Origin of the sequence: Paenibacillus sp., from assembly GCF_035645235.1 — a bacterium.
In the GTDB taxonomy this organism is placed as follows: Bacteria; Bacillota; Bacilli; order Paenibacillales; family YIM-B00363; genus Paenibacillus_AE.
Map to the genome: position 1 here is coordinate 1 of NZ_DASQMZ010000020.1, position 13,308 is coordinate 13,308.

The 13,308-nt window shown below is 62.8% G+C and carries 11 protein-coding genes; 1 reads left to right on the forward strand and 10 read right to left on the reverse strand.

Annotated features, from left to right (window positions below; translation table 11 throughout):
* Window positions 1-304: 304 nt before the first annotated feature.
* Window positions 305-1,474, reverse strand: coding sequence for an ABC transporter permease (locus VEZ38_RS01840; protein ID WP_324891388.1), 1,170 nt, complete (start codon window positions 1,472-1,474; stop codon window positions 305-307).
* A 165-nt stretch (window positions 1,475-1,639) separates the two neighbouring features.
* On the opposite strand from VEZ38_RS01840, the gene VEZ38_RS01845 reads away from it, so the two are divergent.
* Window positions 1,640-2,260 (forward strand): TetR/AcrR family transcriptional regulator, encoded by a 621-nt coding sequence (locus VEZ38_RS01845; RefSeq protein WP_324891390.1) that lies wholly within the window; start codon window positions 1,640-1,642, stop codon window positions 2,258-2,260.
* Between the two features lie 33 nt (window positions 2,261-2,293).
* Here VEZ38_RS01845 and VEZ38_RS01850 read toward each other — a convergent pair whose 3' ends face one another.
* The 9 genes from VEZ38_RS01850 to VEZ38_RS01890 all read right to left on the reverse strand — a co-directional run bounded on the left by VEZ38_RS01850 (window position 2,294) and on the right by VEZ38_RS01890 (window position 13,160).
* On the reverse strand, window positions 2,294-3,286 hold the full coding sequence (locus VEZ38_RS01850; protein ID WP_324891393.1) for an AAA family ATPase: 993 nt from the start codon (window positions 3,284-3,286) through the stop codon (window positions 2,294-2,296).
* A 184-nt stretch (window positions 3,287-3,470) separates the two neighbouring features.
* Window positions 3,471-4,310, reverse strand: a complete 840-nt coding sequence (locus VEZ38_RS01855) for a hypothetical protein (protein ID WP_324891395.1) — start codon at window positions 4,308-4,310, stop codon at window positions 3,471-3,473.
* Window positions 4,300-4,944: a peptidylprolyl isomerase gene (locus VEZ38_RS01860; RefSeq protein WP_414694640.1), complete on the reverse strand. Its 645-nt coding sequence runs from the start codon at window positions 4,942-4,944 to the stop codon at window positions 4,300-4,302. Before VEZ38_RS01860 ends, VEZ38_RS01855 begins: the two co-directional genes overlap by 11 nt.
* An 87-nt stretch (window positions 4,945-5,031) precedes the next feature.
* Window positions 5,032-7,488, reverse strand: coding sequence for a PBP1A family penicillin-binding protein (locus tag VEZ38_RS01865; protein WP_324891399.1), 2,457 nt, complete (start codon window positions 7,486-7,488; stop codon window positions 5,032-5,034).
* A 127-nt stretch (window positions 7,489-7,615) separates the two neighbouring features.
* The gene (hfq, locus tag VEZ38_RS01870; protein ID WP_324891401.1) at window positions 7,616-7,855 is read right to left on the reverse strand and encodes an RNA chaperone Hfq; all 240 of its coding nucleotides are present in this window, start codon (window positions 7,853-7,855) and stop codon (window positions 7,616-7,618) included.
* 11 nt (window positions 7,856-7,866) lie between these two features.
* The gene (gene miaA, locus VEZ38_RS01875; protein ID WP_324891403.1) at window positions 7,867-8,856 is read right to left on the reverse strand and encodes a tRNA (adenosine(37)-N6)-dimethylallyltransferase MiaA; all 990 of its coding nucleotides are present in this window, start codon (window positions 8,854-8,856) and stop codon (window positions 7,867-7,869) included.
* On the reverse strand, window positions 8,853-9,635 hold the full coding sequence (locus VEZ38_RS01880) for a class I SAM-dependent methyltransferase (RefSeq protein ID WP_324891405.1): 783 nt from the start codon (window positions 9,633-9,635) through the stop codon (window positions 8,853-8,855). Before VEZ38_RS01880 ends, miaA begins: the two co-directional genes overlap by 4 nt.
* Complete coding sequence (gene mutL, locus VEZ38_RS01885) at window positions 9,635-11,698, reverse strand: DNA mismatch repair endonuclease MutL (protein WP_324891407.1); 2,064 nt, start codon at window positions 11,696-11,698, stop codon at window positions 9,635-9,637. The genes VEZ38_RS01880 and mutL overlap by 1 nt, the downstream gene beginning before the upstream one ends.
* Complete coding sequence (locus VEZ38_RS01890; protein ID WP_324891409.1) at window positions 11,691-13,160, reverse strand: S41 family peptidase; 1,470 nt, start codon at window positions 13,158-13,160, stop codon at window positions 11,691-11,693. Before VEZ38_RS01890 ends, mutL begins: the two co-directional genes overlap by 8 nt.
* Between the last annotated feature and the right edge of the window lie 148 nt (window positions 13,161-13,308).

Consider the following 13,308-nt stretch of genomic DNA (forward strand, 5'->3'; position numbering starts at 1 on the left):
TCAACTGTGCTCATTACAAGCTAGCTAAAGCATATTTCGCTCATGTTCGGTTTTCAAGGAACAAGCTTTACTCGTACTGCTTGTCCGACCCGCTCTCGCGGCCGGAATTTGAATATATCATAATCGCAAGCGTCATTGCAAGTGGAATGTTTTTTCTTTCTCCCGACCTTGCTGTTCTTGCCCCGGCGCTCTCGCGGCCGGAAGAAGAATATATCATAAATCGATGAGACGATGCAACCTCCTTTTCCTTCCAGCGCAGCGTAATAGCCCGCCGATTCGCATCGGCGGGCGCGGTGCGCGCGTATTATACGTGGGCGGTCGCCCCGGCGCGCGTGCTTTCCTTCTTCCAAGCGGATCCCCAAGTCGCAGCTAAGGCGATTCCCGCGAGCCACCAGAGGAAGCGAATGCGATCGGCCGAGGGCTCGTCGAAGTAGAGCGCCGTCCTTACGGCGTCCGCCGCGAATCGAAGCGGCGTCCAGTCGTAAAGCCAATTCCGAGTCGCCTCGGGCAGAAACTCGGGTGCCATGTTTAACACAGGCATGGAGAAAAACATGAGTAAGGCGGCGATGCCGATAGCGGGCAAGCCGATCCATCGAAGCAATGCGACGATCGTAAACAAGAAGGATGCGCCGACCAGCCACAGCACCGACCAGACGCGGACTGCATCCCTCATCTCCATGCCGTACCATGCGCCGGCGGACCAGACGATCAGAGCGGAAACGGCCATTGAAAGTAGGATGCCTAATAGCGTCTGCCACGATACGGCCTTCCAGCGTTCGCCTGCAGATCGTCCGGAAGCGCGGCCTGCGAGAAATAACGCGACGCCTGCGGCCATGCTGCCGATCCAAGCGATTTGAACGAGCATCCCGGGGGCGCCTCCGTTCCCTTGATTCGAGCCGATCGGGTGAACGACCTCCTCCGAGACGGCGAAGGGCGTCATGAGCGCGACCGCCGCTTCGACCGGAAGCGTGCCCGTACCCGAACGTTGCCCGGCCATGGCGAACGCTTGCTTCGAAACCTCCCCGCGCAACCCTGCCGCGAGCTGCGTCAACGCCGTCTTCACCGCCGCTGCGGCTTGTGCATGCATGCCTTCGTTGACAAGGAGCTGCACTTCGCCGGGCGCGGGCACCGGCGTCGCCAGCGACAACACGCCTTGCGTCAGGTTCGCCGGAACGATCAACGCTCCGTAGTATCGACGCGCTTCGAAGCCAAGGCGAACCTCCTCCTCCGATGCCGCCGGCACCCAAGCGATCGGCAGCCCTTCCATGGCGAGCAGCTTCGTCCGAATCGTCTCGCCAAGGTTCAACTGCTCGCCGTTCGGCAACGCAGCGCCTTCGTCCAGCACGACGAGCGCGACGGGCAGCTCCTTCGGCTTTGCGCCGATTACCGAACCCATGAACGCCAAACCGAATACGACGACGACGCAGAACGCGGCAACCGCCCCGATCCACAACGCTTTTTGCTTCAAGAACAACAATCGAACCGCCTCCATTAATGAACATATTGTTGATTTATCATCACACTGTTCATTATAATGACTGTAACGGTTGTATCAATCGTCAATGTTTCAACGCCTTGTTCATTACTCAACATCTTTAGTCGACTTTGTTCAATAATTTATAATTTATTTCGGGAAGGGGTGTTCGCGATCCAAGGGAAAATCGATCGTCGCAAATCGAAGACGAAACGATCGCTCCGCAAAGCGATGCTGGAGCTCATCGCCGAGCATGGCGTCGGGAGTTTGACGGTCAGCGCCTTGACCGAACGCGCGGAGCTTAATCGCGGGACGTTTTACTTGCATTACCGGGATGGGGCGGATTTGCTCGAGTCGGTAAAGAGGGACATTTTCGAAGGACTGGCGAAGCGGTTGGAGCAAATCAATCCACTGGACATTAAGCGTTATGCGGAAAAGGGTGAACCCTACCCCGTCGCCGTCAAGCTGCTCGGTTATTTCGAGGAGCATGCGGATTTCTTTGACATCATGCTCGGCGCGAACGGAGACCCTTCGTTGCCCGGACAAATTCGAGGTTTTATAACGGAACGACTGTACGAACAAGTATTTCGCGCGCTGCCGGACGAGCTTCCGGGCGGCGTACCGAAGGATTATTTAATCGCCTATATGACGTCCGCCAATCTCGGACTGCTGCTGCATTGGTTCGCCACGGGGCGCAGGCTGCCGTCGCGCGACGTCGCGATGATTATCACGCGCATTATGTACGAGGGCCCGTTGCTCTCGGCGGGACTTTCGTTCGGTAAATAAAAGGGGCCTCCGGTTCGCCGGAGGCCTCTGCATTTATCGTTTGCCCGATAAATCTTCCGGGCGGAGCGTCATGAGCTCTTGCTTGGACGGCACGTTCGGATGCTGATGCAGCAGCCTCACCGCCTGATTGCGCACCGCCTTGTCGAGCAGGTTGCGCACATACCTCGCATTCGCGAACGACCGCCAGAAGACGTGTTTTTCCTCGGTCAGCATCTGCTTTAATCGATGCGTCGCCCCAGGCAGCAAGACGTATTCGCGCTCCTTCGCCATCAGCTCCGCGATCAGCAGCAGTTCGTCGACCGAATAATCGCCGAAGTCGATCTGGATCGGGAAGCGCGACGGCAGCCCCGGATTCAGCGTCAGAAACTGCTCCATTTCCTCCGAGTACCCCGCCAAAATCAGAATGAAGTCCTCCCGGTGATCCTCCATCGCCTTCACGAGCGCGTCGATCGCTTCTTTGCCGAAGTCCTTCTCTCCGCCTCTCGCAAGGCTGTACGCCTCGTCGATGAACAGGATGCCGCCGAGCGCCTTCTTCACCAGCTCCCGCGTCTTAATGGCCGTATGGCCGATGTATTCGCCGACTAGATCGGCGCGCTCCACCTCGATGAAGTGCCCCTTGCTCAGCACGCCCATGCGGTGGAACAGCTTCGCGACGAGCCGCGCGACGGTCGTCTTGCCCGTGCCCGGATTGCCTTTAAAAATCATATGATATACATGCGACTTGCTCTGCAGTCCCGCCTCCGCGCGGTATTGGGAGATCTGCAGCATGGCGTATATTTCGTAAACGAGCTCCTTCACGTGCTCAAGGCCGACCATGGCGTCGAGCTCTTTGAAAATGTCCCCGAACGGGCTTTGCAGCAGCAAGGTTTTCGGGTGAACCGTCGGCGTCGGGGAAGGGGCCGGATTCGGTTGCGTGTCCCCGTTGCGCAGAACGACTTGAATTTTACGCGACGGCTTTTCGGCGGGAGCGGCGGGCGGAACGGGAACGGCGGCATTCGCGTCTCTCAGCGTGCTGCGGTTGTTCATGGGCTCACCTCTTTTATTGTGGAAGGGTGCTAGCAGTATACGCAAGTGCCCAGATTTTCGTGACTCGCGTGGGCACCCGTCTACAGCCGAAAATTTTTTATCGCGGAAAATGTTCATCCGAGGGCGGTACGCCGGCAGGATTGCGGGAGGGTCGAGATCGGCGGAATGGGGTCGACGGTACATCTTATGCGCCGGACGGCCGAACGATGAGCCCCTCCCGCATCCGGGCCTCCCACTCGAGATCGTTCGCGAAGCCGGGACGGGCACCGGAGGCGAGCGCGGCGCCCTCCCGGGCGACGACCACGGCGAGGGTCAAGCAGGCGGCGCACGCGTCGACCGCATCTTGGCTGGCGGCGCCGAGGTCGCCCGATAGCGGATGCTCGCGCCACCCGGCATAGGCCTGCGCGTAGGCGGCGACGGCCGACACATCGAGACTGCGGCGCCCTTGCGCCGCGCGCGCGATGTAAGAGGGGTATACCTCGAACAGGACGGGCGAGGAGGAGCGAGCTGCGTCTCGGCGGTCGAACGGGTAGACGGCGCAGCCGGCCTGCCTCGCATAGGACAGCCATTTCCAACCGGCGTAGACCATCGCGCGAAGATTCGGCTGCACCCGCTTGAACGGACTCGCCGCGCGGCAGGCGACGTCCGTGTGGCGGCACGCCCAGCCATGCGCGACGCAAGGAGTCTCGTGCGCCGGAAACAAGCGGTCGAGCGCCTCCAAGAACGACGAACGGGAGGAGCCTGCCGCCAGCGACAGCCACTCCTCCCATTGCGTAAATCCGAAAGCGTCGTAGGCCGGCGATGCAGGCGCGAACGGCGCGTCGAAGCCCCATACCGAGCCGTCCGGCGCGCCGAGCAGCATCGCGAACGCATCCAGCCGGTCGTCGCAAGCAACGCACGACTCCAACTCGAACGCGCCGCCGTCCGCGGACAGCGTGCCCTGCGCCACGTACAGCTTGCCGGAAGGATCTTTTGCGCCGCTAAAGTCGACGCCGTACACCCGGGTCGGTCGATCAGCTCTCATGGATCGTAACGGACTCGATCTTCACTTCTTCGAGCGGCGTCTGGTTTTGCGGACCGCCCACCGGCGTCGCGTCGATGGCGAGCACGGCGTCCATCCCCGAAGCGACCCGTCCGAAGATCGTATAATCCGGGTATTGATTGAGGTCCTTGCTCCACTCGCCGGTGCAGATGAAAAACTGGCTGCCGTTCGTGTTTTTGCCGGCATTCGCCATCGCGACGATGCCCGGCTCGTATTGGTGCGGGCTGTCCAGCTCGTCTTCGAACGTATATCCGGGCCCGCCGCGTCCGGTGCCGGTCGGGTCGCCCGTCTGAATGACGAAGCCCGGCACGATGCGATGGAAGACGATCCCTTCGAAGTATCGCTGCTTCGCCAAAAACACGAAATTGTTTACCGCGATCGGCGCGTCCTTCGCGAACAACTCGATCGTAAACTCGCCCTTCGTCGTCTTTACCGTTGCCGTATACGTCTTCGACGTATCGATTTGCATCGCCGGCGCTTCGCTGAAGCTTGTCCGACGCTCGGCTTGCGCTTCGCCGCCTGCGCCTTGTTGTCGTTCGCCGGCATCCGTTCCGCAGCCGGTCAACATCGCCGCTAAGGCTAGCGAGGCAACTATCGCTTTCATTTTCATCCGCATCATCGTCTCATCGTCTCCTCTCGGGAAAGCCCCCGCTCCGCCCGGAGCGAAGCTCCAGGACGGCGCCGGGGCGTGTTTCCGCTTTATTTACAATCCGCCGGGCAAGACAACGTCTCCCCCGTCTTCTCCCTCGCCAACGGGCTCCTGCTCGCCGGTTTCATCACCGGGCGCCTCGGCGCCGCCGGGTTGGTTTGCGCCGGCCCCTCCCTCGGAGCCGCCTTCCTGAGTGCCCTCCTCGGTGCCGGTGTCGTTGCCGTTACCGTTGCCGTTGCCGTTACCGTTGCCGTTGTCGTTGCCGGCTCCGTCGCCCCCTGCTTCCCCGTCCGGCAATACGTCCGGGAGCTCGAACAAGTCGTCTTCCCCGCTACCGGCGCCTTCGTCCTCGCCCGGCACGGCGACCTGCACGACGTTCGAAGGTTCGCTCTCCAGCTGCTCCGTCGACGACACGGCCGTTACGTAGTATTCGTACGTCGCGCCCGGCGCGCCGGAGATGTCGATCACGACGGACCCTTCCGTCTCGATAAGGACCTGCGCTTCGGCTTCGGTCGCCGCCTTCCGATACATCCGGTACACGTCCGCGCCTTCCACGGCCGTCCAGGAAAGAACCGCTTCCCGTTTCTCCGGATCATACAGCGCGGACAAGTCCGTCACCGGCGCGGGCGGCTTCGGTCGCTGCGGCTCGCTGACGCCCTCGGGACGCTGAAAATCCTGCACCTCGCGGCCTTCCAGCGCCTCCTTCATGACGGCCGCGAACATCGCCGCCGCCGTGCCGCTGCCCGACTTCACGAAGTGCTTCGCGTTCGTGTCGTCGAAGCCCATCCACACCGCCGCGGCGTATTCCGGCGTATATCCGACGAACCAGATGTCGCGGTTGCCGCTCGAATCCTTCACGCCCTTGAGGCCAAGCTGGGTCGTGCCCGTCTTGCCGGCGACCGGACGGCCGAAATTCGCCTTCGTACCGGTGCCGCCCTTCTTCGTCACCGACTCGAGCAAGAACGTCGTGTAATACGCCGTCTTCTCGCTCATGACGCGCTCGGCGGCGACTTCATGAGCGTAAATCCGATGGCCCTCGCTGTCGCGCACCTCCGTAATGACATGCGTCTCGGCCAGCACGCCGCCGTTCGCGAAGGCGCCGTACGCCCGCGCCATCTCGAGCGGGGATGCCCCCCTCGTCAGACCGCCGAGGGCGATCGCGAGGTTCCGGTCGCCCGCGTCCATGTCGATGCCGAGTTTGCGGGCGAACTCGAGTCCGCGCTTCACGCCGATTTCGTTCAGCAGCCAGACGGTCGGCAGGTTGATCGAGCGCTGCACCGCCTCGAGCATCGTCATTTCGCCGGCGTATTTGCCGCTGAGATTGCTCGGTTTGTAATCGCCGAAGGCCATCTTCTCATCCTTCAGCACCGAATAGGGATGCCATTCGCCGGTTTCCAGCGCCGGGGCGTAGACGGCGATCGGCTTGAACGCCGAGCCGGGCTGCCGGTCGTTCAGCGCCCGGTTGAAGCCCTTTTCCACATAGTTTCTGCCGCCGCTCATCGCCGCCACGCCGCCGGTCTTCGGGTCGACGATCACCATCGCGCCTTGCGCGATTTGCTCCGGCCCGTCCTCCGGGAACAGCTCCGGGTTCGCGAACGCTCGGTCGATCGCCCGTTGGGCGGCCATGTCGACCGTCGTGCGAATTTCGTATCCGCCGATGCGCAGCTGCTCCTCCGAATACCCGGTTACCCGCGCCGCTTCCGCCAAGATGTAATCCCGGATTGCCGACGCGGTCCGATCGGGACGCGGGGCGGGCTTGCGGAGCGTGTCGTTGAGCGCTTCGCGACGTTCGTTTTCCGAAATGTATCCCTGATCCGCCATCAGCGACAACACGACCGCCGCTCGTTCCAACGCTTTCTCCGGGTCGTTGGTCGGGGAATACGTCTCCGGCGCCTTCGGCATGCCCGCGAGCACGGCGATTTCCAGCAAACTGAGCTCATTCAGATCGTCGACGCCGAAGTGCAGCTCCGCCGCCGCTTTCACGCCGTACGCCCCGTTGCCGTAATAGATGCGATTTAAGTACATCTCTAAGATTTCGTCCTTATTGAAGCTGTTCTCGAGCGCGAGCGCGATCGACACCTCGGTCGCCTTGCGGAAGAACGTCTTGTCGGCGGAGAGGAACAAGTTTTTCGCCAGCTGCTGGGTGATCGTGCTTCCGCCTTCGACAAGGTCCCTGGCGAGAATGTCCTTCACGATCGCGCGGCCGATCGACCAGAAGTCGACGCCGGCGTGCTCCTCGAACCGCTGATCCTCCGTGGCGATGACCGCCTGCTCGAGCCGGTCGGGCACCTCGTCGAGCGTGACGAGCTTTCGGTTCTGCATGAACAGCCGGGCGAATTCGTTCCCGTCCTTATCGAGCACGACCGTCGCCTCGGCCATGTCGAGCTTCTCTTGGTTTTTCTGCAGCAGCGTATACCCGTTCATGTAAATTACGAGATACCCGGCGATGAAAATGAGAAGTCCCAACGTCAAGATGCCGAAAATACCGATTACCCATCTTCTTGCATTCATTCGCCTCACCCCTCAACATCCGGTTCCTACACAGAGTAGGTTTCTCTTTACGCACAAAAAGAACAACCCCGAAAGGGTTGCTCCGGCGTATCTTTATAGACGATGCCCGTGGGAAAAAGTTTCAAACCTACGCGTCCGCGTTCGTCTCGTACGCGAGCGACACGCTCCGCTGCGGCGTGAACGTCGAGATCGCGTGCTTGTACACCATCTGCTGCCGGCCGTCGCTGTCGATTACGATCGTGAAATTATCGAAAGCGCGAATGACGCCGCGAATTTGGAAGCCGTTCGTAAGGTATACGGTGACCGGAATATTTTCCTTGCGAAGCGTATTCAAAAACGTGTCTTGTATGTTGATCGACTTGTTCATCATGAAGCCCCCTATGCCTCTGGCAGGTTGAATGGATCGTCCGACGACGGAAACGTTGTGGCTATTATATCATTAATTCTGTCGCTATGGGTAATGAAATTTGCCGTGTCGGTCACGTCGACCCAATGAATTTGCGGCATCGCCCGAAACCAGCTGAGCTGGCGTTTCGCGAAGCGGCGCGTGTTTCGCTTCAGCGAATATACGGCCTCGTCGTACGAAATTTCTCCGGCGACGTAAGCGGCGATTTCCTTGTAGCCGATCGCCTGCATGGACGGCAGCGACCGGTCATATCCGCGCGCGAGGAGCGTCCGCACCTCTTCGACCAGGCCTTCCTCAAGCATCGCGTCGACCCGCGCCTCGATGCGGGCATACAGCTTATCCCGCTCCATCGTCAGGCCGATCATGCATAGCTCGTAAGGGGAGCTCTTCTCCCGCTTTTGGGCTTGTTCGGACATCGGCCGCCCCGTCGCATCGAAGATTTCCAGCGCTCGGATGAGTCGCTTCCGATCGTTCGGGTGGATGCGCGCCGCCGAGACCGGATCGCGCGCCTGCAGCGTCGCATGCAGCGACTCCGTTCCTTCCGCGTCCGCGACGGCGTTCCAACGCTCCCGCGCCGCCTCGTCGGCCACCGCATCCGAAAATTGGTAGCCGTACACGACCGATTCGATATACAGTCCCGTGCCGCCGACGATCGTCGGCAATCGGCCGCGGGCGGCGCTCTCGGCGATCAGTCTCGTCGCCCGCTCCTGAAAGTCGGCGACGGTGAACGGCTCGTCCGGGTCGAGCAGGTCGATCATGTAATGCGGCGCCTGGGCGCGCTCCGCCGGCGTCGCCTTCGCCGAGCCGACATCCATGCCGCGATAAACTTGCACGGAATCGCCGGAGATGATGTCGATGTTCCGGCGTTTCGCGATATCGAGGCTGAACGCCGTCTTGCCGACCGCGGTCGGGCCGACGAGGACGAGGAGCGGCGTTTTTTTCGCTTTTGCGTTCTCTCTCAAGGGCGTATCACTCCGTAAACGACGGGGGCGTTCGGCTTCGAGACGATCTCGAAGCCGTACCGGCGCCACTCCGCCGCGTGGCTTCTTTCCTTCAGGACGACCGATTTGCGCGCGACGCGGCGCGCCTCCTCGATCGCCTCTTCGGCGACGGGCGCGTCGTTGGCGAACGCGCGCAGCGGCGAGATCCCCGCGGAGGCGGCCACCGGATCCCGAAACATCGGGTCGAAATAGACGACGTCGACGCTCCGGTCCGCAAGCGTCCGCAGGTAGGCCGTATGCTCGGCGCGCACCGTCTCGATGCGGCGCAACGCCTCGTCGAACGGAGGCCATTCGCTCTCATAGGCGCCTAATCCGCGGGTAACGATATAATACAGCGGCAACTGGCTCTCGACGGCGACGACCCGGCTTTCGGGCCCGCCGGCGAAGCTGAACACGATCGAGTCCGTTGCGAGCCCCGCCGTGCAATCGACGACGGCGTCTCCGGGTTCGAAGCCGCACGCTGCCAGCATCGCGTCGCGCGCGCCGGCGGCGATCCGCTTCGCCCGGATGAGACCCATGCCTGGATGGAAAAAGAATGGCTCGCCGCCGCTCGCGGGGTGCCATTCGAGCGTATTCGTCCCGAAGACGACGACATCCGCCTCCGGATGCGCCGCCCGAAGCTTGCGCAGCGACGTCCGCCCTCTCCGCGCATAGCGGGCGCCGAGCTTCGCCGCTTCTTCCGCGGCGAGCGCCTCGATGTCGCGGGAGGGGTCGTACGTCGTCGTCGTTACGATCCGCATCACATCACCCGTTTAAACATTTTTTCCAAGTCCCGTTTCGTGAAGCTCACCACGATCGGCCGTCCGTGCGGGCAGGTGAACGGGTTGACGCAAGCGGCAAGCCGCGACAGCAGCGCCTCGAGGGCGGCGTGCGACTGGGGCTGATTCGCCTTGATCGACGCCTTGCACGAGCACATGATCGCGGACGCCTCGCGAATTTTCGCGACGTCCGGGCTGCGTTCGGTCAACACCCATTGCGTCATCTCTTCGATGAGCGCCGCTTCTTCCCCGGCCGGGAACCAGCTTGGATGAGATCTTACTTTAAAGGTATTCCCACCGAACGGCTCGAGATACACGCCGACGCTCTCGAGCAGCGGCAGGCGGCCGCGCAGCGTCTGCGCCTCTGCCGAGGTGAACTCAATAGTGTGGGAGAACAACGTCAGCTGGCTGACCGCTTCGACGCTGCCGAATTTGCGATAAAACGCCTCGTAATTAATGCGCTCGTGCGCGGCGTGCTGATCGATCAAGAACAAGCCGTCCTCGTTTTGGGCGACGATGTATGTACCGTGGAGCTGCCCGATCGGATACAGCTGCGGAAAGCGAGGGCCTTCCTCCGCCGCGTCGGACGCGTTCGGCGTGTCTGGCGCGTCCGGCGCGTCGTCGTCGCTCGGCGGCGGCGCGTAGGGCGCGGCGGCTTCCGGCGAAGCGGCGGCTTCCCCCGGGTCGGCCTGCGGGACGGGGGATGCCGAATCCTCCATCGGCTCGCCGGGCGCCCTGCCTGGCGCGGCGGGCAGCGGCCCCATCGCGCGGAGCACCCGTTCCGCGTCCCGCGGCTCCCAAAGCCGCTGCGGCGTCGCGGGCGCCGCGTGATACGGCGCACGCGACTCGCCTGCCGTCGCGGCGCGGGGCGGCGCAGGGGGCGTCGGCGCCGACGCGTTCGGCCGCGGCGCGGCGTAAGGCGACGGCGGCCTCGGCGGCTCCGCGAACGGCGCGGGCTTCGGATCGTACAGCCGGAGCGTCTCCTGCACGGCCTGCGGGCGAGCGCCGTTCGGGGATCGGCGTTGTTCCCGCCCCGCCATGCCGCTTGGGATCAGCGTCTCCTTGCGCAGCGCCGCGCGAACCGCGTGCTGCACCGCCTCCGACAGCTCCGCGTCCTTGCTGAAGCGCACCTCGAGCTTCGCCGGATGGACGTTCACGTCCACGAGCGTCGGCTCCATCTCGATATGCAAAATCGCCACCGGATACCGGTTGATCGGGAGCAGCGTATGGTACCCCGAGAGAATCGCCTGAGCGACCTGAAAATTGCGCACGTAACGACCGTTCACGACGACCGTGATGCCGCCCCGGTTCGAACGCGTCACGTCCGGACGGGCGATCCAGCCGGACAGCTTGTAGTCCGGCGTCTCCGCCGCTATCGGGATCATGCGCTTCGCCGTCGCCGTGCCGTACACCGCGGCAGCCGCTTGCTGCAGGTCGCCGGTGCCGGCCGTATCGAGCAGTTGCGTCCCGTTGTGCTCGAGGCGGAACGCGATGTCGGGGCGCGACAACGCAAGCCGGTACATATAATCCGTAATATGGCCCAGCTCCGTCTGCACCGTCTTCATGTACTTTAACCGGGCTGGCGTGTTGAAAAACAAATCCCGTACTCGAAAATCCGTCCCGCGCGGGGCCGCCGCCTCTTCGAAGGCGAGCTTCGTCCCGCCTTCGATGACGATCCGCCGCGCCACGCCGTCCTCGCCCGCGCCGGACAACACCTCGACGCGGGCGACCGCCGCGATGCTCGGCAGCGCCTCGCCCCGAAAGCCGAGGCTCCGAATCGCGAACAGGTCCTTCCCGGTCCGAATTTTGCTGGTGGCATGCCGCTCGAAAGCCAGCTCGAGATCCTCGGGCGCCATGCCGGAGCCGTCGTCCACGACGCGGATGCTCTTCACGCCGCCTTCTTCGACCGTTACGTCGATGGTGCGGCTGCCGGCGTCGATCGCGTTTTCCACAAGTTCCTTCACGACCGAAGACGGCCGTTCGACGACCTCGCCGGCCGCGATCTGGTTCGCCAGGTGATCGTCAAGAATCCGAATGTTACCCATGCTCGTTCCACTCCAGTACGACGGACTTCGGGCCAGCTTCGGCTTGGATATGCGGGAATGCCTTCGCGAAAGCGGCAAGATCGATGTACCCGACGCCGTCCCTTAACAGCAGGCCCGTTCCGGCGCCGAACGTTGCGGAGAAGCCCGGTCCCGACAGCTTGACCGAGCTCGTCGCGCCGTCCCATGACGCATTCCCGCCGGCGACGGCCGCCAAGGCGCGTGACGGCACGAACGTGCGGCCGCCCTCCCGGATCGTCGCGACGACGTCGTCGAACGACACGCCGTTAACGACGGTCTCGTGTCCGAGCAGCTCCACCTTCGCGGCTTGCATGCCGACGGCTCGCAGGCCTGCCAGCGTTGCGGCCAGCGGCGTCTCCGCCGCAATGTCCGGCGCGATGCCGACGCCGTTCACCGGGCGGCGCTTCGGCGTCAAATAGTGCTCTACCGTCACCTTGAGGCCCCCGCCGGTATCAAGGGCAATCAGCTGTTGGACGCTGCCTTTGCCGTACGTGCGGGTGCCGACGATCTTCGCGGCGCCGTAGTCCTGCATTGCGCCCGCGAACACTTCCGACGCGCTCGCGCTTCCCCCGTCGACCAACACGGCGACCGGAACGCCGACTTTCTCCCCGTCCCGGATCGTGACGGCTTGTTGTTTCCCGTCCCGCCCGACCGTGTGCAGCAACGCTCCCCGCTCGATGAAATGCGACGCGACGCCCTGCACCGCTTCCAAGTACCCTCCGGGGTTCCCGCGAATGTCGATCACGAGTCCCTGAAGCGAGGACTCGGCGCCGAACGACGCCAGCGCCTCGCCGACGAGCGCCGCGGTGTCGCTCGAGAACGAGTCGATCCGGATGTATCCCGCGCCATGATCCATCATTTCGTAGGAAACAGATGGAATATGGAAAGGCTGGCGGACGATGGTCACGGATTTAATAATGCGGCTTACGCCGTCAGCGACCTCCAGTTTGGTCTCGGAGCCTTCCGGCCCGAGCAAGACGTCGGCCAGCTCGTCAAGCGTGCGCGTCTTTACGTCCTGGCCGTCGACGCGCAGCACGATATCGCCTTCGCGGAGCCCGGCGCGTTCCGCGGCGGAATCCTTATATACGCGCAGGATGAGCAGACCGTCTTCCGTCTTGGCGAAACGGATGCCGATGCCGACGATCACTTGCTCGTATGCGTCGAACAGCGCCTTCCATTGCTCCTCGTCGTAATATTGCGTGTACGGATCGTTCAGCTCGTCGAGCATGCCTTGGATCGCCGCGTCGCGAAGCGCTTCGGCGGATTTCCCGCCGACATGCAGCTCCTCGATGTAGCCGAACACCTCGTTCAATTGCTCCGCCGGCGTCGCCGCGCTCGCCGCCCCCGGCCATGCTAACGCCGCCGTCGCGACGACCGCCGTTCGCATGGCGACCGCCTTCGCCCACCTCGTCCAGTTTCCTATCCGTTCGCCGCGCTCTATCATCTATCTCTCTCCCGTCAATTCGGTTTTTCGCTCTATTGATATAACGCGGCCGACGCCGTCGCGGTTGCGCAGGCGCGTCGGAGAATGTGGCCAATTCAGCTCGCGGGCCGGGGGAGCCCAATAGTCGGAGTTTCTCCGACTATTCCAG